Here is a 20,988-nt window from a genome sequence, read left to right as displayed (position 1 = left end):
GCACCTCACTTCGCGTAGTCGTAGAACCCGCGGCCGGTCTTGCGGCCGAGCCGGCCCGCGTCGACCATCCGGCGCAGCAGCGCGGGCGGGGCCAGGTGCGGCTCGGCGAACTCCGCGTAGAGCGATTCCGACGCGGCAAGGGCGATGTCGAGGCCCACGGTGTCGAGCAAGGTCAGCGGGCCCATCGGGTAGCCGCAGCCGCCCTTCATCGCCGCGTCGATGTCCTCGGCGGTGGCGTAGCCCGACTCGAGCATCCGGATCGCCGAACAGAGGTAGGGGATGAGCAGCGCGTTGACGATGAACCCGGAGCGGTCACCGGCCTGCACGGCCATCTTGCCGAGGGTGTTCTTCAGGTAGTCGGTGACGGCCGCGGCCGTTTCCGGCGCGGTCACCAGGGTCGAGATGATCTCGACCAGCGGCATCACCGGCACGGGGTTGAAGAAGTGCACGCCGACGACCCGCTCGGGCCGCTCGGTGGCCCCGGCCACCTTGATCACCGGGATCGAGGAGGTGTTGGTGGCGAGGATGCCCTCGGGCTTGACGATCTTGTCCAGCTTGCCGAAGATCTCGTACTTCAGCGCCTCGATCTCGGGCGCGGCCTCGATCACCAGGTCACGATCGGCGAACTCGTCCATGTCCAGGGTGACGCGCACCCGCGCGAGCACCGCGTCGGCCTCGTCCTGGGTGATCTTGCCCTTGGTCACGCCACGGGCGATCGACGTGGCGATCCGGTTCTGCGCCGCCTCGGCGAACTCCGGCTTCGTCTCGAGCACGAGCACCGAGCTGCCCGCCTTGGCGCACACCTCCGCGATCCCCGCGCCCATCGTGCCGCCACCGATTACACCGATCAACTCCACTGGAGAACTCCCAACATCGCATTGCCCTGGCTGTCCCGGGGATTATTTCACCCGGACTGGCACTCAGTGCCACAGGCTCGGCGGAACGTGAGTTATCGCACCGGCCGACCGCGACCCTGACCAGGGAATTCCGCATGCGAGCCGACTCACTTATGGGCGGGGGTAGACAGCGTCGACTTCGACTTCGACCAACCACCCCGCCACCGGCAGACTCGCTACTTCCAGGGCGAAGCGGCTCGGTCGTGCGGCATTGCGGACCAGGGGAGCGGCCGGTGCCGCGGTGCCGAGGGGGACCAGCTCGGTGTCGCCGGTGGTGAGGTTCGTATTGGCGAAGAACTGCCGGTAGGCGCGGTTCCAGCCGGCGTAGTCGGCGCGGTCGGTGCCGGGGGCGTTGTCGAGGAACACGCGCATGGTGATCACGTTGTCCAGGGTCAGGCCCTGCGCCTCGAGGTTCTCCCGGATTCTGGCCAGCACCGACATGCCCTGTGCTTCGGTGACGGTGACACCGGCGGGCAGCTTCGCGTCCGCGAATTGCTGGGTGTCGATGAAGGATTCGGGGCTGCCCGTGGGGGCCGCTTTGTTGGTGGCGGTGGGGCCGAGGCCGCTGGTCTTGTAGACGGCGGCGCCGGCGGCGATCGTCACGCCCTGCGCGATCATCGGATTCGCCTGTCCCGCTTCGAGAACCGACGTACTCGGCGCCCCGGACGGCGCCGACTCGACCGGGTCGGCCGAACAGGAGGTGAGGGCCAGCGCCGCGAGGGTCGTCACGGCCAGGGTGATCGTCGTCTTCATGGTCGATACTCCTTGTCGAGGTGAGGGTTTCAGGCGGCGACGCGAGTGTGCAGGGCGGTCACCACATCGCGGGCGGAGGTGAAGGCGCCGTGCTGCCAGGCGATCGCGTTGGACAGGTGGTCGCCGGCGAAGTAGATGCGCTCTACGGGGGCAAGGAGTTTCGTGTACTCGGGGGTGGCCTCGCCGCCGTGGGAATTGCTGCCCGCCCAGCCGACCCACGCGCCCTCGGAGTACTTGGTGCGTCGCCAGCTGCCGGAGAACGACGAGGCGATGTCGCCGCGGTACCTGTCGCCGTGGATCGCCGCGCCCTCGTCCACGGCTTTCGCCAAACGTTGGCGGTGCGTGAGTGATTCGAAGGCCTGGTGGCGTTTGCCGGTGTTGTAGTAGCCGACCACCACGCCGCGGTCGCCGTTGTAGTGGTCGTACGGGAACATGATCTGCGCGATGTCTTTGTCGGTATTGCTCGCGCCGCCGTAGATCCGGTCGTCGAGCTCCCACCATCGGCGCGAGTATTCGATGCCGAGCTTGCCGGAGGACACCGGGACCGCCGCCTTCAGCGCGGTGAGCACGTCGGCGGGCAGGTTGTTGGCCAGGCGACCGACGAGATTGGGCGGCAGCGTGCAGATGCAGTAGTCGGCATCGAGAGACTTCTGCGCGCCGTCCTGGGTGTATTCGATCCGCACACCGTTCGGGGTGTTCTTCATCGCCGACACCTCGGCGCCGAAATGGATTCGCTCCTTGCCGATCTCGCGCTGGAAGGCGGCGTAGATGCGGTCCATGCCGCCGACCGGGGTCATCATCATCATGGCCTGGTCGTAGCCGAATTCGAAGCTGAAATTGCGGCCCAGACCGCTGCGGATCGTGTCGGACATCGGGAACGGCTTGGGCTGTTCGCCGAAGTTCAGGCCTGCGCCGGGTTCGGAGGTGTAGCCGCGCCGGGTCGAGCCGAGATAGCGGCCGTCGCTGGAGAGGTCGCCGAAATCGCGCAGGAACGACGACAGCGCTTCCTTGTCGGCGCCGGAGAGCACGTCGTCGAGTGCGCCCCGCGACGCGGCCTTTTGCAGCAGCTCGGACATGTAGCCGTACATATCGGCCTTGGCCGCGCGGTACTGCACCGACTGGCCGGAGATCGAAGTGCTGCTCTGGTAGTTGACCAAAGTGGACGCGTTCTGGTTGCCGAACGGCTGGATCTCGACACCGAGTTCGCGACAGTAGTCGAGGGTGATGTGGCCCTGCGGAATTCGGGTAGCACCCAGGTTGAAGTAGTGCCCGTCGGCGAAGGTGCAGCTCTGGGTTTCGCCGTTGAGATCGGTCTCGGTGGTGCCGTTGCGCACCGACCACACGCGTCCGCCCGCGCGCTTCCTGGCTTCGAGCACGGTCACGTCGTATCCGGCCTTGCCCAGTTCGTAGGCCGCGCACAGCCCGGCGGGGCCGCCGCCGAGGATCGCCACCTTCGCGCCGCCGCCCTTGCCGATGAGGTCGCCCATGGCGGGCGAGCGGAACGAGACCTGCGCCGTGGCGGGCGCGAGGCCGAGGGTCGACATCGCGCCGTAGGCGAGGCCCGCACCGCCGGTGATGCCGAGACTCTGCATGAAAGATCTTCTGGTGACTGTCATGGGTAGCTCCGTCCGCCGCGATTTCCGTTCTGCGACAGCGTCCGTCGGCGGTGGGTCGGCGCCGCTACGCCGTGGAAAACGTTCGCCGTTCGGCGAGTGAGACCGCCGCCTGTACTTTCTCGCTCGGTGTCCATCGGCCGACTCGCGCCCGCAATACCGCCGAAACCAGGCCTGGATATCCTCCCCGCACCCGACAACGCTGGGAGGTGTGTGGTGACGGCACTGGCCGACGCGGTCGCGCGGTCGTTCGCGGCGGGGGAACCCGAGCGACCCGCGGTGTCGCCGTTGCGCGCGCTGGGGCGCCGACAACTGCCGGGTGTGGCGTTGCTCGGCCAGTCGATCGCGACCACCGCGCCCGCCGCGTCGATGGTGTTGTTGCCGGTCACGATGCTCACCCACAACGCGCTGCTGCCCGGCCTGGTGACGATCATCGTCGCGACCTTGGTCATCACGCTGATCGCGTACTGCGTCGCACAGTTCACCCGGCGCCTGTCCGCGGCGGGTGGGCTCTATACCTTCGTCAGCCATGGCGCAGGCCCGCGCGCGGCGCTGACCTGTGGCGTCGGGATGCTCGTGAAGTACCTGGGCAGTGCGTCTTTGACGATGTATCACGGGTCGCAGACCGCTCTCGCGTTGGCCGCGCAGCTGGGAATCACGCTGCGCGGCTGGCAGGTCGGGGCCGTCTATCTCGGCATCGCGGTGCTGATCGGGGCGGTGCTCGTGCGTGGTGTGCGGTTCGCCGCGATCGCGATTCTGGCGGTCGAGGTGTGTTCGCTGGCCTTCATCATCGGCCTGATGCTGGTCTCGGGGCCCGCGGTCGCGATCACCCCGGCCGCGCCGAATGTGCCTGCGGTGCTGGCGATCACGATGTCGGCGCTGTTCGCGCTCGCCGGCTTCGAGAGCGCCGCCTTCTTCGCGCCGGAAACGCGGCGTCCGCTGGTCACGGTCACGCGCACCGTGCTGCTCACGCCGGTGCTGTGCGGGGCGCTGTTCATCTTCGCGTCGTGGGCGGCCTGGTCCGGGCACGCGGGGGCGGTGGTCAACGCGTATCTGCACGGGACGGCTAGCGGGTCGAGTCTGCTCGTGGTGATCCTGCTCGACGCGGCGTTGACGTGTTCGTGGCTCGGATCGGCGATGGCGTCGTCGAATGCGGCGTCGCGGCTGGTGTATTCGATGAGCGTGGAGGGGGTGCTGCCGCGGATCTTCCGCCGGGTCGGTACGCGATTACGGACGCCGCATGTGGCGTTGGTGGTGATCACCGGCATCGTGGCGACGGCCGGTTGGGGTTTCGTCGCTCTCGACGGTGTGCCCGCCGCGGCCAAGACCGTGATGCGCACGGCGCTCGCGCTGTCCTACATCCTGGTCGCGGTGGGCGCTGTGCTGTTCCTCGGCCGTATCCGTGAGCTGAGCCGGGTCGACCGTTTCGCCGGGTGGATCGGCAGTGGTGTGCTCGGCGCGGTTGTTGTCTGCCTGACGGTGTCGGAGGCGAGCGACGGCGTGGTGGTCGCGCCCGCGACGGTGCTCGCGGTGCTGCTGGTCGGCGCCGCCTGGTACCGGTATCTCCGCGACAGCCACCTCGAAAGCCTCACTGCCATGGGTGTTTTCGACAGTCCCGAATCCGCTGACGTGCTGCCCGGCGCCGGGGTGTTCGCCGTCAACGCCCGCGGCGCGATGGCCCTGGTAGGGGCGGACCGCGGCGAACAGTGACAACGACGACCCGCCGCGACGGCCCCACCGGTCACGAGCCGAGGGCTGTCCAGAAGGCCCTCGCCCTGCTCGAAGCGGTGGCGCGACTGGGCTCGGGTGCCACCGCGAAGGACATCGCCGCGCAGACCGGCATCGCCCCCGCGACCGCGTACCGCCTCCTGAATCTCCTTGTCGCCGACGGCTACCTGGTCCGCATCGAGGACCTGTCCGGGTTCGCGCTCGGCCGCCGCACCCGCGAACTGGCCGGGGCGGCCGAGCCCGTGTCGGGCAATCCCCGGATCCTCGGCGAACTGCGCGCCCAGCTGCGCTTCGGCATCCATCTCGCCGCCTTCGCCGGCGGCCGGATCAGGATGATCGACAAGGACCCCGACCACGAGCTGAGCGGGGAGAAGGTGCTGGTGAGCTATCCGCACGCCTCCGCGATCGGCAAGATCCTGATGGCGCAGCACCCCGAGTTCGCGTACGAGGCAACCCTGCGCAAGGTCACCACTTTCACCATCACCGCAGCCGCCGACCTCGCCGTGGAACTACGCGGAGTCGCCGCGAACGCCGTCGCGGTCGAGGTGAACGAATGCCGCCTCGGCCGCAGTGCCGTCGCCGTCCCGGTCCGAGCCGCCGACGGCACCGTCACCGGCGCATTGGCCGCGATCGGCAAGACCGGCCGGCTGCCTGTGCACGATCGCGATCTCATCGACCTGCTCACATCGGCGGCCGATCAGCTGACACTCTGACCGCACGATCGAGGCCCGGCGATCCGGTGGGATCGCCGGGCCTCGATCGTGCGGCGGGATTATCGAACCGGTGTCAACTCCGGTTCCTCGGGTTGTTGGTGTGTGCGACCGAGGATCGAGTGCCTTCGGCCGTACGCGAAGTAGACGACGACACCGAGTGCCATCCAGATCACGAAGCGCAGCCAGGTCTCGATCGAGAGATTGAGCATCAGCCACAGACAGGCCAGGGCGCCGAGGATGGGGACCACCGGGACGAAGGGCACGCGGAATCCGCGCTGCAGGTCAGGGCGGGTGCGGCGCAGTACCAGAACGCCGATCGACACCAGGACGAAGGCGACCAGCGTGCCGATGTTGACCATTTCCTCGAGCGTGCCGAAGTCGACGAATCCGGCGAGCAGCGCGCAGACCACGCCGACGAGCACGGTCAGCCGGACCGGCGTGCCCTTCTTGCCGGTCTGGGCCAGACTCCGGGGGAGCAGGCCGTCACGGGCCATGGCGAACAGCACCCTGGTCTGGCCGAGGAACATCACCATGACCACCGTCGACAGGCCGGCGAGGGCGCCGATGGCGATGATGTTCTTCACCCACGTATCGCCGTGGATGGCGAAAGCCGTGGCGAGCGTGGCATTGCCGTCGGCGAGTTCGGTGTAGGACACCATGCCGGTGAGGATCACCGAGACCGCGATGTAGAGCACCGTCACGATCGCCAGCGAACCGAGGATGCCGCGCGGGACGTCGCGCTGCGGGTTACGTGTTTCCTCGGCGGTGGTGGCGACCACGTCGAAGCCGATGAAGGCGAAGAACACCAGGCTGGCCGCGGCGAGCAGGCCGTACCAGCCGTAGCTGGTGCCGCCGGAGCCGGTGAGGAAGGCGAACAGCGACTGGTGCATCCCCTCTGCCTTCGCCGACGGTTGCGCGGGTGGGATGTAGGGCGTCAGGTTCGACGGCTTGAAGTAGGTCGCGCCGACCACCAGGACCAGCGCGATCACGCCCAGCTTGATCGCGACGGCGATGGCCGAGACCCGCGAGGACAGCTTGGTTCCGGTGGCCAGGAGCACGCCGACCACCGCGATGATCAGCACCGCGCCCCAGTCGAAGGTCACCGATCCGAAGTGCACCACCGGCGCCGAGGACCCGAGTACGTCGCCGAGGTATTGCGACCAGCCCTTGGCGACCACCGACACCGCGAGCGCGAACTCGAGGATCAGATCCCAGCCGATGATCCAGGCGATCACCTCACCGAAAGTGGCGTAGGCGAAGGTGTACGCGCTGCCCGCCACCGGCACGGTCGAGGCGAACTCCGCGTAGCACAGGGCCGTGAGCCCGCACGCGATCGCGGCGAAGACGAAGGCCAGCGAGACCGCCGGTCCAGCCACCGTGCCCGCGGTGCGCGCGGTGAGGGTGAAGATGCCCGCGCCGATCACCACCGCGACACCGAAGATCGTCAGATCCTTGGCGGTCAGATCCTTCTTCAGCTTGGCATCGGGATCGTCGGTGTCCCGGATCGACTGCTCGACGGACTTGGTGCGGAACAGGCCGCTCTTGTTCATCATGAGAGCGACCGCGGAATGGCATCGAGACGGCGCTCGGCGAAACGATTGGCGGCGGCACCGGTCCCGATTCCCTCGGTGACGGCGGCGGCGATGATCTCGCGGCAGCGCGCGTAGATGTCGGCGACCTCGGCTTCGACCTCGGCGAGCGCGGCGGCGCGCAGCTCACCGGCCACCTGGATGAGGCCACCGGCGTTGGCGACGAAATCGGGCACCCAGGTGATGCCGCGGTCGGTGAGCGCCTGCTCGACCTCGGGTGTCGCGAGCTGGTTGTTGGCCGCGCCGCAGATCAGCTTCGCCTCGATCGTCGCGGCGCTCGCCGCGGTGAGGGTGGCGCCCATGGCGCACGGGGCGTACACGTCGACCGGCGCGGTGGACACGGCCGACAGCAGCCGAACGGCGGGTTGTTCCGCGGCGATGCGCGCCAGCGCCGCCTCGTTCACATCGGTGACACAGACGTCGGCACCGTCGGCGAGCAGCAGGGCGGTGAGTTCGCTACCCACCTTGCCGACACCTTCGACGCCGACCGTGCGACCGGCGAGTGTCGGTGCGCCCCAAACGAATTCGGCGCCTGCCCGCATCGAGTGGAAGACGCCGAGCGCGGTCAGCCTGGCGCTGTCGCCGCTGCCACCCGCGCCGACGCTGCGGCCGGTGACATGGCGGGTGTGCCTGCCGATGACGTCCAGATCGTCGGTGTCGGTGCCCACGTCACCGGCGGTGATGTAGCGCCCACCGAGGGTTTCGACGAAACGCGCGTACGCGGCGAGCAGTTCCTCGCTCTTGAGCGTGGCCGGATCGCCGATGATCACCGCCTTGCCGCCACCGAGGTCGACGCCCGCCGCGGCGGCCTTGTAGGTCATGCCCCACGACAGGCGCAGCACGTCCTGCAGGGCCGCGGATTCGTCGGCGTACGGGTAGAAGCGGGTACCGCCGAGGGCGGGGCCGAGCGCGGTCGAGTGGATGGCGATGATCGCCTTGAGTCCCGACCTGTCGTCCTCGCAGAACACGACCTGCTCGTGGGCGCGGGCGCTGAGCTCGTGCGATCGGCCGAAGACTCCTGCTTCGGTGTGCGCAACGGTCACTGTCGATTCCTTTCCGGTTTCCGCGTGCCGGGGTTGTGCCCTGGGCGGCGGGGTAGTGGTGCCGCGGGTCCGCGGCGGTTCAGTTGTGCCGCTGGTGCGGCGACGTGGTGGTGCCGCGGGCGCGGCGATGTGCTCAGCCGCAGTCGCGGCGGAGGGGCTGGTGCCCCCGGGTCAGTACTCGATGCCCAGCTCGCGTAGTCCGGCGCGGTACAACTCGACATTGCCGAGTTTGATGTCCTCGTAGCCGCGCACGACGTCGGTCAGTGCGGCTGCCGCGGTGGCGGTTTCGTAGTTCTCGGTGGTCAGATCGTTTGCCAGTCGGTGCACCAGGTCGGTGTAGTGGGCCAGCAGTTCGCGCTCGACCTTGCGGACGTGGGCGTAGCCGAAGGGGTCGAGCTTGGTACCGCGCAGGAACTTGCCCTTGGCCAGCACCTTCAGCGCCACATGCGACTTCGGCCTGAGCCCGATCTTCTTGTCGCGGCCCATCGCGCGCAGCATCGGCGGGTGCAGCTTGTAGGTGAGCTGCTCACCGCCTGGCACCTGGGCTCGCACGTCGGCGAGGAAATCCGGGTCGACGAGCAGTCGGGCCACCTCGTACTCGTCCTTGTAGGCCGTGAACTTGAACAGCCCGCGCGCGACCGCCTCACTGAAATCGGTGCGCTCGGTGACGGAACGTTCTGCCGCCCAGATGGTTTCGACTGTCTCGACGTAGCGGTGTGCCACCTTCTCGTTCTGGTAGCCGATCAGCTGCGCCGCTCGCAGTTCCACGAGCCGCCGCACCTCGCCCTCGAAGCTGGTGTGCGCCAGCAACTCCGCGGGCACCACCGGCTGGGTCCGCTGCGGCCTGCCCGTATCGACCGCCGCGGCGAACGCGGCCGGATCGGCGACGGCGACCCGTCCCCACCGGAACGCCGCGATGGTGGCATCGACGGCGACACCGTTGATCCCGATGGCCTCCTCGATCGCGGCGACGGGCAGTCGCAACCCGCCGGTCTGCACGGCCGCGCCGACGATCAGGAAGTTGGCCGCCGCCGTGTTCCCGAACAGGGTCAGCGCCGCGGCGAGCGCGTCGAAGTGGCTGATCGAATTCGTCGCCGCGGCAAGCCGATCCAGCAGGGTTTCCGTCGCGGGGTAGGCCACCGACTTGTCGAAGACCATGTCGCCGGTCGGGGTCTGACTCGTCGACGCCACGGCCACGGTGCTCGCCGCATCGCCGTACTGGAGGTAGCGGGGATCGGTGGCGGTGAGCAGGTCGACGGCGAGCAGGCAGTCCGCGCTGCCCGGGGTGAGCCGGTTGGCAGGCTCCAATTCCGTTGCGGCGAAACGCAGGTGGGACAGCACCGGACCGGCCTTCTGACTCAGGCCGATCTGGTCCAGGCTTTCCACCTCGTACCCGGCGCGCAGCGCGGCGGTGGCCAGTACCTGGTTCACCGTCACGATGCCGGTGCCGCCGATGCCGGCGATCAGCACGTTCTGGGTTCGCTGCGGTGCGTCCACGCCAGGGTCGGCCACGGCGGGCGGCTCAACGGTCTTGCGCGGCTTGGCTTTTGCCTTGTCGGGGACCACTTCCACCGTCACGAACGAGGGGCAATCGCCGTCCAGGCAGCTGTAGTCGGTATTGCACGAGGTCTGATCGATGCGGGTCTTGCGCCCGAACTCGGTCTCGACCGGCTGTACCGACAGGCAGTTCGACTTGGCGCCGCAGTCACCGCAGCCCTCGCACACGGCCTCGTTGATCACCACGCGGGTGTTGCGGACCGGCAGGGTGCCACGCTTGCGCTGCCTGCGGGCGTCGGCGGCGCAGTGCTGGTCATAGATCAGTACCGTGACGCCCTCGACCTCACGCAGCAGTTTCTGCGCCTCGTCGAGCCGGTCGCGATGCAGGAGCAGCGTGCCCTTCGCCAGCGCCCGCTTGTTGTGCCGCTTCGGCTCATCGGCGCAGATGACGATCTTGCGGACACCCTCGGTGCTGAGCTTGTGGGTCAGCTGCGCGACGGTGAGCCCGCCCTCCACGTCCTGGGCGCCGGTCATCGCGACGACTTCGTTCCAGAGCAGCTTGTAGGTGATGTTCACCCCGGCCGCGACACAGGCCTGGATCGCCAGCTGCCCGGAATGGAAGAAGGTGCCGTCACCGATGTTCTGGAACAGGTGCCCCACATCGGTGAACGGCGCCTGCCCGATCCACTGGCTGCCCTCGCCGCCCATCTGGGTCAGCCCGGTGACGGCGCTGTCCGTGCGCCCGGACATGGTGACCAGCGTGTGGCAGCCGATGCCGCCGCCGCCGATCGAGCCCTCGGGCAGGGCGGTGGAGCGGTTGTGCGGGCAGCCGCTGCAGAAGTAGGGCGTGCGCTTGGCCGAGAGGACTTCCAGTGGAAGTGCCGGTGGCGCAGCTCGTTTGAGCTCCACCCGCCCGCGCAGCACCCGGCGCAGCGGCGCCAGCAGTCGCCCTGTGGTGAGTTCGCCGTCGACCGGCATCAGCCGCGCGCCGCGTTCGTCCTGCTTGCCGAGCACGCGCGGCGCGTCCGGGGTGCCGTAGAGGATCTCGCGGACCTGGGTTTCGATGAACGCGGTCTTGTCCTCGACGACGATCAGCTGCTCGAGTCCGCGGGCGAACTCGGTGAGCGCCGCTGTGCCGAGCGGATACGGCATGCCGATGCGCAGCAGGCGGATGCCGGCCCGGTGCATGGTCGCCTCGTCGACACCGAGGTCGAGCAGTGCCTGCCGGACCGCGTCGAATGTGGTTCCGGTGGCGGCGATTCCGACCTTCGCGTCGGCGGGGTCCACCTCGATCACGTCGAGGGCGTTGGCCGCGCCGTAGGCGTGCACCGTCGCCCAGCGCGGCCCGTACAGGTCCGCCTCGGCGAGCACGCTGTCGGTCGGCGCCGCCATCGGCCGCTGCCGGTAGACGAAAGGTGCTCCCTCCCACTGCACTTCGGGCACCGTCACGGCGAGGTCGGCCACGTCCGCGTCGATCGTCCATGCCCCGTCGGCGACATCGGCGACGATCTTCAACGCCACCACACATCCCGAGGCCCGTGACATCGCGATCCCCTGCATACCGAGGGTGATGATCTCCTCGGCGTTGCGCGGGAACAGGACGGGCACACCCATGGCGGCCAGTGACCGTTCGCTCACCGCGGGCACGGTCGAGGACTTCGAGGCCGGGTCGTCGCCCACCAGCAGCAGCACGCCGCCGCGCGGGTTCACGCCGTACATGTTGGCGTGCCGGATGGCGTCGGTCGCGCGGTCGACGCCGGGGCCCTTGCCGTACCAGACGCCGACCACGCCGTCGTGGGTCGGCTGCCCGGCGGGCAAGTCGGCCTGGCTGCCCCAGACCGAGGTGGCCGCCAGTTCCTCGTTGAACCCGGGGACGAAGGTGATGTCGTGCTCGGTGAGTACTTCTGGCATGCCGAGCAGCATCTTGTCCACCCCGCCCAGCGGGCTGCCCTGGTAGCCGGAGACGAACGTCGCGACGCGGCGACCGGCGCGGATATCGCGCACATGCTGTTCCACCAGCAGCCGGGCGATGGCCTGGACCCCGGTCAGCAGCACCGGGCCCGCGCCGGAGCGATAGCGGTCGGCGAGGTCGTAGGGCGCGGCCGGCTCGGGCAGCTGTCGGGTAGTCGCACAGACGACGGTGGTCATTGACGCCTCACCACACTTTCCACAACCCAGATCGTGAGCTGCGCAACGAAGGAACTTGCTATCGGTGCTGCGAAATGTGCCGTGGAGGGGCAATCGGTGTCAACAGTCAGTGGAAAAGTTGATCAGTCTGCTCAAAAGTGATCTGGGCCACTGGCGTGGATGTGCCAATCTGCTCGAGTTCGGAGACCTGGGTCACATCACGACTGGTTCGCCCGGTTCGTCAGATGTTCGACCAGTGGCAGGCTCCGGAACCCGATCGGCGTGGCAAGGGCGAGCATGGTCTCGGTGTGGTTCACGCCGTCGATGGCATGCACCCGCTGGATGATTTCCAGCAGATCCTGCTGCGATCGCGCGGCGATGCGCACCAGCAGATCGGCGCGACCGGTGGTGGCGTGCACCTCGAGCACGTGCGGGAACCCGCGCAGCGTCTCGATGATCGGATCCATCTTGTTCTGATCGAGTTCGATCCCGAGGAACGCGTGCACCGCGAACCCGATCGCCTGCACGTCGATATCGGGTGGATACCCGCGCACCGCCCCCGACGACTCGAGCCGCTTCATCCGCGCCTGCACGGTATTGCGCGCCACCCCGAGCCGCTGCGCCAACTCGAGAATCGGCGCCCGCGGGTCCTTGGCCAGTTCGGCGAGCAAGGCGGCATCGAGTGCGTCGAACTTGATGGTCATGGCCGCATTCTGACACGCCGGGCAGTCGGTGAAACGGACCGCGCAACCGAGCGGACTGTACCGGTCGCCGATGAAATTCACGGTCCCGCGGCGTCTCTATCGGCATGACCACACATGTACTCGAGACCGCCGAAGCCGACCTCACCTACGACCTGCACGGTCCGCTGCCCACAGCCGACGGCCGTCCACCGTTGATGATGATCGGCCAGCCGATGGACGCCAGCGGGTTTCGCGCGCTGGTGTCGAACTTCCCCGACTGCACGGTCGTCACCTACGACCCACGTGGGCTCGGGCGCAGCGTCCGTAAGGACAGCCGGACCGAACACCTTCCCGACGCGCAGGTCGCCGACGTGCACGCCATCATCACCGCGCTCGGGGTAGGCCCGGTCGAGATGTTCGCCAGCAGCGGCGGCGCGATCACCGCGCTCGCGCTGGTGGCCACTCATCCCCGCGATGTCACCACCCTCGTGGCGCACGAGCCGCCGCTCATCGCCCTGCTCGACGACGCGCCCGCCGCGCAACGCGCCCGCGCGGCGGTCCGCGACGCCTACGAGGCGAAAGGATTCGGTGCGGGCATGGCGGCCTTCATCGCGATGACGTCCTGGGCAGGCGAATTCACCGACGAATACTTCGCCCAGCCCCCGGCGGACCCGGCCGCGTTCGGCCTGCCCACCGAGGACGACGGCGTCCGCACCGACCCGCTGCTCTCGGACGCCTCCTGGGCGGTCAGCGACTACCGCCCCGACATCTCGGCCCTCACCGCCGCTCCCACCCGCATCGTCATCGCGGTCGGCGAGGAATCCCTCGGCCTGGAAACAGCTCGCACCGCGGACGCCATCGCCGCCCTGCTCGGTCAGGAGGCCACCGTGTTCCCCAGCCATCACGGCGGATTCGTCGACGACGAGTACGGCTACGCCGGTCAGCCCGAAGCCTTCGCGGCCAGGCTGCGCGAAGTCCTCGGCGCGACCGGCTGACGCCGCGAATTCGTCGCGCGATCCCGCTCAGTGGTCGCGGGCGTTGCCGACGGTGCTGTCGCACTGGGACTCTCGCCGGGTTCTGCGATGCGACGATGAAGGAGCGACTCCATGAGTACGCCGCCACCCGAGAGTACGAATCCCGTTGTCCCGCAGGGAGTCGAGGCAAGCCTACGGCGGCGCGCGGCCTTCTCGAGTCTGCTGGGGACGACGATCGAATACTACGATTTCATCCTCTACGGGACGATGGCCGCGGTGGTGTTCGGGCCGCTGTTCTTCCCCGGGTCGAATCCGGCGCTGAGCACGATCGCGGCGTTCGGCACCCTGGCCGCCGGCTACGTCGCCCGTCCGCTCGGCGGGGTGATCTTCGGGCACTTCGGCGATCGGCTCGGCCGCAAATCGATGTTGATGATCACGATGGTCATGATGGGCGTCTCGAGCGCGCTGATCGGTCTGTTGCCCACCTATCACACGATCGGTGCGGCCGCGCCGGTGCTGCTGGTGCTGTTGCGGGTGGTGCAGGGCATCGCTGTCGGTGGGGAGTGGGGCGGTGCGGCGCTGATGGTGGTCGAGCACGCGGACGCGGGCAGTCGCGGTCGCTGGGCGGGAATCATGCAGTTGGGCACGCCTTTCGGGTTCCTGCTGTCGACGGCCGCCGTCGCCGTGGTGACCCAGCTGCCCGAGTCCGAGTTCACGACGTGGGGCTGGCGGGTGCCGTTCCTGTTGAGTGCGGCTCTGCTGGTGCTCGGCCTGTATGTGCGGCGGCGGGTGGCGGAGAGCCCGGTGTTCGAGGCCGCGCAGGATCGTCCGTCGACCCCCGCGCTGGAGGTGCTGCGGCAACCACGACCGGTCGCCCTCGCCGTGATCGCCGGAATCGCGCCCTTCGCGCTGACCGCGCTGACGAGTTCGCACATCATCGCCTACGCCACCGGAATCGGTTACGCGGTAGGCGATGTCATGCGTAGTCTGCTGTTCGTGGTGGTGGTCTCGGTCGTCGCCATCCCGCTGTGCGCGGCGCTCTCGGACCGGCTGGGCAGGCGCCGGGTGATGATGGCGGGCGCGGTCGGCGCGATCCTGTTCGCCTTCCCGCTCTACGCACTGGTCAACACCCATTCGCTGTGGATCATGACGGCCGGTTTGATGTTCGCCCAGCTGCTGCAGAACGCGATGTACGCGCCGTTGACGCCGCTGCTGTCGGAAATGTTCCCCACCCGGATCCGCTACAGCGGAGTGTCCATCGCCTACCAGAGCGCGGCACTGATCGGCGCGGGCTTCACCCCGATGATCGCCGCGAGCCTGCTGGCCACGTTCGACGGTTCGAGTGTGCCGCTGAGCGTGATCATCGTCGCGACCGCCGCCCTCGCCCTCGGCGCGCTCGCGCTCACGGCCGAGACGACGGGCCGCGATCTGCACCCCGGACCGCTCCCGTCGACCGAGCTCGCGCCACGACCGGCCCCGGTCAGGGAGGGGTGAGCTCGGCCGCCCGCTGACCCGCCGTGCACGACCACCCGTTCGCCGAGGTCCACGGCTCCGACGGCCTCGAGCGGCTCGCGCAGATGTATCTCGCCGCCTTCTCGGATCAACGGTTCCTGGTCAACGAGCAGATCGCCGAAGGCGACTTCGTCACCACCCGATGGACCGGAACCGGAACCGATGATGGGGATGCCCGCCACCGGCAAATCAGCGGTCGTCCAAGGAATCACCATCAATCGCTTCGGGGACGGCAAGATCATCGAGAGTTGGGCGTGCTGGGACACGCTCGGGATGATGCAGCAACTCGGTGTCGTCCCGTCGGCGCACTCCGCGACGACCTGACGCGTGGCGCGGCCGGCGGTGGTGCCCCGGTCAGGGGTGAGCTCGGCGGGACTCAGCCGTGCAGGGTCGGGCGGTAGATCAGTTCCTGGATATTGCCGTCGAGCGTGCGGCTCTCCAGCAGTTCGAGGTCGAAGTCGGCAGCGCCACGGAAGATCGGGTCGTCACCGGTCCGTCCGGTGATCACCGGGAACACCGTCACCTGGACGCGGTCGACGAGTCCCGCCGCCATCAGCGCCCGGTTCATCGACAGGCTGCCGTGTGAGCGCAACGGCACCTCGGACTCCTCCTTGAGCCGGGCCACGACGTCGACGGCGTCACCGCGGGCGATGGTCGCGTCGGGCCAGTCGAGCGGTCCTTCCAGCGTTGTCGACACCACCGTCGCCGGGAGATCGCGCATCCGGGTGACCCAGGGGTCGCGCACCTCGGCCACCTCGCCCGAAGCCAGCATCTCGGCGAATGCCTGATAGGTCTTGGGCCCGAAGACCATTCGCTGCTCGGTCGCGAACAGGGCAAGGCGATGGTCGAGCAGTTCGGGCCCTTGCTTGCCCCAGTACCCACCCCAGTCGCCGTCGCCGTTGTAGCCGCCGTATCCGTCGAGGCTGGAAAAGACGTCGAAGGTGTACGTGGTCGCCATCGGATTCTCCTTTGTCGTCTGCGAGGTCTATCGATGCAGACGAGCCCACCCGGCAAAACTCATCGCAGGTTCCCGACGGGTCCGGCAGCTACGGCCCCAGGAGTGTGACTGCTCGCAACGCGAGATGCAGTTCCGCCGAATGCACCGGGTCGGCGGTGTCGCGCCCGGTGAGGTCGCGAACTTTGCGCAGGCGATAGCGCACTGTGTTGCGGTGACAGTGCAGCTCGTCGGCGGCCGCGGCGGTCGATCCGCGGTGGCGATACCACGCGTCGAGCGCGGCGATCAGATCGTCACGGTCGGGCGCGGGTAGTCGCAGCACCGGTCCCAGGATCTGGGCGGCGGCGCGGCGGCTGGCCTCGGGCACGGTGACGAGCAGGTGCGCGAGCGGCTCAGTCCCGAACCGGACGACAGCGTGCGCGCCGGGTCGCACGCTGCGGGCGGCGAGGTGGGCTTCGGTCAGCGCGCCGGGTATGGCGGTCGGGCTGGTGAAGGCGGCGCTGAGGCCGATCCGTCCGTCGACGAGCTCGGCCAGTGCGTCGCAGGCCCGCTCGACCGCCGCCGGTGTCGCCGCGGACAGCAGCCCGGTGTGCGAGTCGATCTGTGAATCCCACACGGACTTGGCGCCGAGATCGCGCAGCGCGCCGACCAGGCGGCCGGGGAGGGTGGCACCGGGGTCGGCGGTCTCGATCGACACGACGGCGAAGGTGCCGTTCTCGGAAAGGCCCAAGGTGCGCAGCGCGGTCATGGTGTGCGCGGGATTGTCGGAGTGATCGTCGAAAAGCGTACGGATCAAACGGCTCTGGGCTTGTGCGTCGACATGGGCGAGCATGATCTCGGTCTCGCGGTAGGACTCGACCGCCGCGTCGGAGAAGCTGTCGATCAGCTCCCACAGGTCGGTGGCGAGGTCGTGTAGCCGCGGATCGCCCGGACCGGCGGACCTGGCCGTGAGTTCCTCCCAGGTCAGTCGGCCACCGAGGCGGTAGGCGTGCAGCAGTGCGGCGAGCGGGACGCCACGCTCGGCCTTGAGCCGTCCGACCGCGCGTGCGGCATGCAGTCGCGTCGGCTCGGTTCCGGCTAGGGCGCTGATGATCGCGGTGAGGTTGTCCAGGCACGCCTGCTGGAGTTCCTCGGCCGTCAGCAGTCCGGGATCGGCATAGGACCGGTCCGCACCGGCGATGCGGCTGACCAGCTCCACGGCCATCGCCTCGACCGAATCGAGCAGGGGTGCGGCCAACCCGAGTGGCGGCGCGGTGGTGGTCGGCGGTGGTGCGGTCATCCCTACAGACTAGGTCTCCGACGTGAGTCACGCCACTACGGGTTTGTGCACGAGCACATCGTGACTATCGCCCGGCATTGTAGTTATCACTGGTATGCCGCATTTGTTAGCGAATCGTCCGAAGATCGGCATGAGGCAGGTAACGGTGTGTTTGTGCCCGGGCACAAACGTAGCGGGGGTAGATCCGCAACGGGCGCACATGGCGCTCATCCGGTCCGCGGCGACAGAATCGAACTATCTCGGCCGCCGCGTGTCGTGGACCGGCCCAACAGTTGTGGAGGATCGCCAGTGGTCACCAAGAAGGCAGAGCCCGCCCTCGCCGCGGTGGATACCGCGTTGTCCGAGCTCGTCGAAGGCGAGAAGAGGTGGGCGGCCACCTCGTTGACCGGCCGGCGTGCGCTGCTCGACCGGGTGCGCGAGCTCACCGGGCGGCACGCTCAGGAGTGGGTCGACGCGGCCGTCGGCATCAAGGGCCTCGCGGCTTCCTCGCCGCTGGTCGGCGAGGAGTGGATCTCGGGACCGTATGTGATGGCCGCCGGGCTCGGCGCGCTGTCGAAGACGCTCGATGTCCTCGCGCGCGGCGAGAGTCCGCTCGACAAGGCCACTTTCGGGATCGCGGGCGACCGGGTCACCGTCGACGTGCTGCCCGCGAGCCCGTTCGACGCGCTGCTGCTCAACGGTTTCAGCGCGAAGGTGTGGTTGCGGCGGGGCGTCAGCACTGCCGCCGCGAAGGCGAATGCCGGTCTGGCCCAATTGGATCCGAGACGGACACAGGGGATCGGCGCCGTACTCGGCGCGGGCAACATCACCTCGATCGCGCCGCTGGACGTGCTCTACGAGCTGATCGCGCACAACCGGGTCGTCGCGCTCAAGCTCAACCCGATCACCGATCCGATGTTGCCGATACTCGGCAAGATCCTGGCGCCGCTGATCGAGCTCGGCGCGGTGCGCCTGCTGACCGGTGGCGCCGAGGTGGGCGGGTACCTCATCGACAACGACCTCGTCGATCACGTGCACATGACCGGCAGCGCGCGCACCCACGACGCGATCGTCTGGGGTACCGGCGCCGAGGCGGCCGAGCGGAAACGGGCGGGCACACCGAAGCTGACCAAGCCGGTCACCAGCGAGCTGGGTGGTGTGTCGCCGACGATCGTGCTGCCGGGCGACTGGAGCGCGGCCGATATCGCCTTCCAAGCCGAACATGTCGCGACCCAGCGTCTGCACAACGGCGGCTACAACTGCGTCGCCGCGCAGGCCATGATCATCTCGGCCGACTGGGCGCAGAAGGATCAATTCCTCGCCGCGGTGCGCACCGCGCTCGCGAACGCCCCCGCCCGCCCGGCGTACTACCCGGGCAGCGATGATCGCCTCGCGCGGGCCTGCGAGTCCTATCCGCGGGCCGAGCGCCTCGGACGTGGCGGGGAACGGGTGCTGGTCACCGGGATCACGGCATCTCCGGCTGAGCCGCTGCTGGCCGAGGAGTACTTCGCGCCGGTGCTCGGCGTGGTCGAATTGCCGGGAACCGGAACGGAATTCGCCAGGGCCGCGGCCCGAACCGCGAACGACGCGTTCGTCGGCACGCTCGGCGTCAACATCATCGCCAAGCCCGACACCATCGACGAGCTCGGCGCGTCCTTCGACGAGCTGATCGAGGACCTGCGCTACGGCACGGTGGCGATCAACGCGTGGACCGGCGTCGGCTACCTGACACCGACCGCGTCCTGGGGCGCCTTCCCCGGCCACACCATCGACGACGTGCAGAGCGGTATCGGCGTCGTCCACAACGCGTGGCTGATCGACCTGGTGGAACGCACCGTCGTGCGCGGCCCGTTCCGCCCGGCGCCGCGGTCGGTGCTGCACGGCGAACTCGCGATCTCGCCGAAGCCGCCGTGGTTCGTCGGCAACAAGACCGCCGCGAGCACGGGCAGGCTGCTCGCCGGATTCGGCGCCGAGCCCGGCTGGCTGCGCCTGCCCCAGATCTTCGCTTCCGCCCTGCGTGGCTGAGCCCGACCTCCATGGAGAATCAGATGAACACCAGCATCGCCGATTACGTCGTCGTCGGCACCGGTTCCTCGGGCGCTGTGCTCGCCGCACGGCTCAGCGAGCGCTCGGGCACCAGCGTCATCGCCCTGGAAGCCGGACCAGAGGACAAGAACCAGGCCGTCCACATTCCGGCGGCGTTCTCGAAGCTGTTCCAGACCGACCTCGACTGGAACTACCTCACCACCCCGCAGTCCGAACTCGGTGACCGCCAGATCTTCTGGCCGCGCGGCAAGATGCTCGGCGGGTCGTCATCGATGAACGCGATGATGTGGGTCCGCGGCTTCGCGGCCGACTACGACGCGTGGGCCCGCGCCGCCGGGCCCGGCTGGTCGTTCGCACAGGTAGCCGAGTACTTCCGGCGCATCGAATCGGTCGAGGACGCCGCCGAACCCGACGAGGGCCGCTCCGGACCGCTGCGCATCGCGCATCAGCGCAGCGCGCGCGGCTGGACCGACGACTTCCTCGCCGCGGCCGAGCACACCGGCTTCAAGCGGGAGCGCGCGAATCTGCCGCAGCCCGAAGGCTTCACGAAAACCATGGTGTGCCAGAAGCGCGGCGCCCGCTGGAGCACCGCCGACGCCTATCTCAAGCCCGCGCGCAAGCGGCCGAATCTGACCGTGCTCACCGGTGCGCAGGCGACCCGGATCGTGTTCGAGGGCACCCGTGCCGTCGGTGTCGAATACCGCAGGAACGGCGAGACCCGGCTGGTGCGCGCCCACAAGGAGGTGGTGCTGTGCGGCGGTGCGATCAACAGCCCGCAGCTGCTGCAGCTGTCCGGTGTGGGTGATCGGGAAGAGCTTCGGCGCCAGGGCATTCCGGTTGTGCACCACCTGCCCGAGGTCGGCCGTAACCTCACCGATCACCTGATCTCGCTGATCGGTTTCGCCGTCGACTCCGACACGCTGTTCGCCGCCGAGAAGCCGTTGGAACTGCTCAATTACCTCGCGCGACGCCAGGGCATGCTCACCTCGAATGTCGGTGAGGCGTACGGCTTCGTGCGCAGCAGGCCCGAACTCGAACTCCCCGACCTCGAGATCATCTTCGGGCCCGCCCCGTTCTACGACGAGGGGATCGGCGTCGCGCCCGGCCACGGCATCGCGATCGGCCCGATCCTGCTCCAGCCACGCAGCCGCGGCACAGTCAGCCTCGCCTCCGCCGACCCGATGGCCAAGGCGCTCGTCGACCCCCGCTACCTGTCCGACCCCGACGGCGCCGACCGCGCCGCGCTCCTGGCCGGGCTGCGCATCTCGCACAGCATCGTGTCCGCCGAGCCGCTCGGCTCCCGGATCGGCCGATTCCTCCAGCCGAAACGCGAACAGCCCACGGTCGAGGAAACCCTCGAGGACGCCCTCACCTGGCACTCCCACACCCTCTACCACCCGACCAGCACCTGCCGGATGGGCACCGACGCCGCCAGCGTCGTCACCCCCGACCTGACGGTCCGCGGCCTCGACGGCCTACGCGTGGCCGATGCCTCGGTGATGCCGAGCATCATCCGCGGCCACACTCACGCCCCCGCGGTGGTCATCGGCGAGAAGGCGGCCGACCTGCTCCGCTGATCCCCCGGCGCCACCGCGCAGAGG

15 protein-coding genes and 1 pseudogene are annotated in these 20,988 nt (G+C 68.8%); 7 read left to right on the top strand and 9 right to left on the bottom strand.

Annotated features, from left to right (window positions below; translation table 11 throughout):
- Positions 1 to 5: 5 nt before the first annotated feature.
- The 3 genes from ACQHI0_RS20605 to ACQHI0_RS20595 all read right to left on the bottom strand — a co-directional run bounded on the left by ACQHI0_RS20605 (position 6) and on the right by ACQHI0_RS20595 (position 3,241).
- Positions 6 to 857, bottom strand: coding sequence for a 3-hydroxybutyryl-CoA dehydrogenase (locus ACQHI0_RS20605; protein WP_427903482.1), 852 nt, complete (start codon positions 855 to 857; stop codon positions 6 to 8).
- Positions 858 to 1,007: 150 nt separating this feature from the next.
- Complete coding sequence (locus ACQHI0_RS20600; RefSeq protein WP_427903481.1) at positions 1,008 to 1,649, bottom strand: Rid family hydrolase; 642 nt, start codon at positions 1,647 to 1,649, stop codon at positions 1,008 to 1,010.
- A gap of 29 nt (positions 1,650 to 1,678) precedes the next feature.
- Positions 1,679 to 3,241 carry a flavin monoamine oxidase family protein gene (locus ACQHI0_RS20595; protein WP_427909240.1) on the bottom strand — a complete coding sequence of 521 codons (1,563 nt, stop codon included), beginning with the start codon at positions 3,239 to 3,241 and terminating at the stop codon, positions 1,679 to 1,681.
- Positions 3,242 to 3,478: 237 nt separating this feature from the next.
- Here ACQHI0_RS20595 and ACQHI0_RS20590 point away from each other — a divergent pair, with 237 nt between their 5' ends.
- The gene (locus ACQHI0_RS20590) at positions 3,479 to 4,972 is read left to right on the top strand and encodes an APC family permease (protein ID WP_427903480.1); all 1,494 of its coding nucleotides are present in this window, start codon (positions 3,479 to 3,481) and stop codon (positions 4,970 to 4,972) included.
- The gene (locus tag ACQHI0_RS20585; protein WP_427903479.1) at positions 4,969 to 5,703 is read left to right on the top strand and encodes an IclR family transcriptional regulator; all 735 of its coding nucleotides are present in this window, start codon (positions 4,969 to 4,971) and stop codon (positions 5,701 to 5,703) included. The genes ACQHI0_RS20590 and ACQHI0_RS20585 overlap by 4 nt, the downstream gene beginning before the upstream one ends.
- Positions 5,704 to 5,762: 59 nt before the next feature.
- On the opposite strand, the gene ACQHI0_RS20580 is transcribed toward ACQHI0_RS20585, so the two are convergent.
- The 4 genes from ACQHI0_RS20580 to ACQHI0_RS20565 all read right to left on the bottom strand — a co-directional run bounded on the left by ACQHI0_RS20580 (position 5,763) and on the right by ACQHI0_RS20565 (position 12,663).
- A complete protein-coding gene (locus ACQHI0_RS20580) occupies positions 5,763 to 7,256 on the bottom strand; it encodes an APC family permease (protein WP_427903478.1) in 1,494 nt (497 codons plus the stop codon).
- Positions 7,253 to 8,335: a Glu/Leu/Phe/Val dehydrogenase dimerization domain-containing protein gene (locus ACQHI0_RS20575; RefSeq protein WP_427903477.1), complete on the bottom strand. Its 1,083-nt coding sequence runs from the start codon at positions 8,333 to 8,335 to the stop codon at positions 7,253 to 7,255. Before ACQHI0_RS20575 ends, ACQHI0_RS20580 begins: the two co-directional genes overlap by 4 nt.
- 171 nt (positions 8,336 to 8,506) lie before the next feature.
- Positions 8,507 to 11,980 (bottom strand): indolepyruvate ferredoxin oxidoreductase family protein, encoded by a 3,474-nt coding sequence (locus tag ACQHI0_RS20570; RefSeq protein WP_427903476.1) that lies wholly within the window; start codon positions 11,978 to 11,980, stop codon positions 8,507 to 8,509.
- Positions 11,981 to 12,177: 197 nt separating this feature from the next.
- Positions 12,178 to 12,663, bottom strand: a complete 486-nt coding sequence (locus ACQHI0_RS20565) for an Lrp/AsnC family transcriptional regulator (RefSeq protein WP_427903475.1) — start codon at positions 12,661 to 12,663, stop codon at positions 12,178 to 12,180.
- A gap of 104 nt (positions 12,664 to 12,767) precedes the next feature.
- Between ACQHI0_RS20565 and ACQHI0_RS20560 the strand changes: the two genes are divergently transcribed.
- From ACQHI0_RS20560 to ACQHI0_RS20550, 3 genes and pseudogenes are all read left to right on the top strand, one after another.
- A complete protein-coding gene (locus tag ACQHI0_RS20560) occupies positions 12,768 to 13,637 on the top strand; it encodes an alpha/beta fold hydrolase (RefSeq protein ID WP_427903474.1) in 870 nt (289 codons plus the stop codon).
- A gap of 111 nt (positions 13,638 to 13,748) precedes the next feature.
- Complete coding sequence (locus ACQHI0_RS20555) at positions 13,749 to 15,110, top strand: MFS transporter (RefSeq protein WP_427903473.1); 1,362 nt, start codon at positions 13,749 to 13,751, stop codon at positions 15,108 to 15,110.
- 23 nt (positions 15,111 to 15,133) lie between these two features.
- A pseudogene (locus tag ACQHI0_RS20550) lies at positions 15,134 to 15,452 on the top strand (ester cyclase).
- 52 nt (positions 15,453 to 15,504) lie between these two features.
- Here the strand turns inward: ACQHI0_RS20550 and ACQHI0_RS20545 are convergent.
- Both ACQHI0_RS20545 and ACQHI0_RS20540 read right to left on the bottom strand, forming a co-directional pair.
- A complete protein-coding gene (locus ACQHI0_RS20545) occupies positions 15,505 to 16,086 on the bottom strand; it encodes a dihydrofolate reductase family protein (protein WP_427903472.1) in 582 nt (193 codons plus the stop codon).
- An 88-nt stretch (positions 16,087 to 16,174) separates the two neighbouring features.
- Positions 16,175 to 17,362: a PucR family transcriptional regulator gene (locus ACQHI0_RS20540; protein WP_427903471.1), complete on the bottom strand. Its 1,188-nt coding sequence runs from the start codon at positions 17,360 to 17,362 to the stop codon at positions 16,175 to 16,177.
- 288 nt (positions 17,363 to 17,650) lie between these two features.
- Between ACQHI0_RS20540 and ACQHI0_RS20535 the strand changes: the two genes are divergently transcribed.
- Positions 17,651 to 19,366 (top strand): aldehyde dehydrogenase family protein, encoded by a 1,716-nt coding sequence (locus ACQHI0_RS20535; RefSeq protein ID WP_427903470.1) that lies wholly within the window; start codon positions 17,651 to 17,653, stop codon positions 19,364 to 19,366.
- A 23-nt stretch (positions 19,367 to 19,389) separates the two neighbouring features.
- Positions 19,390 to 20,964, top strand: coding sequence for a GMC family oxidoreductase (locus ACQHI0_RS20530; RefSeq protein ID WP_427903469.1), 1,575 nt, complete (start codon positions 19,390 to 19,392; stop codon positions 20,962 to 20,964).
- Positions 20,965 to 20,988 lie beyond the last annotated feature (24 nt).

Source organism: Nocardia sp. FBN12, from assembly GCF_050320175.1.
In the GTDB taxonomy this organism is placed as follows: Bacteria; Actinomycetota; Actinomycetes; order Mycobacteriales; family Mycobacteriaceae; genus Nocardia.
The sequence above is the reverse complement of the archived record's forward strand: the minus strand, read 5'-3'. Positions and strand labels throughout refer to the sequence as shown.

What these genes read in the sequence shown, in the direction of transcription:
- ACQHI0_RS20600 (WP_427903481.1), bottom strand. Translation starts at nt 1,649, where the DNA reads ATGAAGACGACGATCACCCTGGCCGTGACGACCCTCGCGGCGCTGGCC.
- ACQHI0_RS20595 (WP_427909240.1), bottom strand. Translation starts at nt 3,241, where the DNA reads ATGCAGAGTCTCGGCATCACCGGCGGTGCGGGCCTCGCCTACGGCGCG.
- ACQHI0_RS20580 (WP_427903478.1), bottom strand. Translation starts at nt 7,256, where the DNA reads ATGATGAACAAGAGCGGCCTGTTCCGCACCAAGTCCGTCGAGCAGTCG.
- ACQHI0_RS20570 (WP_427903476.1), bottom strand. Translation starts at nt 11,980, where the DNA reads ATGACCACCGTCGTCTGTGCGACTACCCGACAGCTGCCCGAGCCGGCC.
- ACQHI0_RS20565 (WP_427903475.1), bottom strand. Translation starts at nt 12,663, where the DNA reads ATGACCATCAAGTTCGACGCACTCGATGCCGCCTTGCTCGCCGAACTG.
- ACQHI0_RS20560 (WP_427903474.1), top strand. Translation starts at nt 12,768, where the DNA reads ATGACCACACATGTACTCGAGACCGCCGAAGCCGACCTCACCTACGAC.
- ACQHI0_RS20555 (WP_427903473.1), top strand. Translation starts at nt 13,749, where the DNA reads ATGAGTACGCCGCCACCCGAGAGTACGAATCCCGTTGTCCCGCAGGGA.
- ACQHI0_RS20545 (WP_427903472.1), bottom strand. Translation starts at nt 16,086, where the DNA reads ATGGCGACCACGTACACCTTCGACGTCTTTTCCAGCCTCGACGGATAC.
- ACQHI0_RS20540 (WP_427903471.1), bottom strand. Translation starts at nt 17,362, where the DNA reads ATGACCGCACCACCGCCGACCACCACCGCGCCGCCACTCGGGTTGGCC.
- ACQHI0_RS20530 (WP_427903469.1), top strand. Translation starts at nt 19,390, where the DNA reads ATGAACACCAGCATCGCCGATTACGTCGTCGTCGGCACCGGTTCCTCG.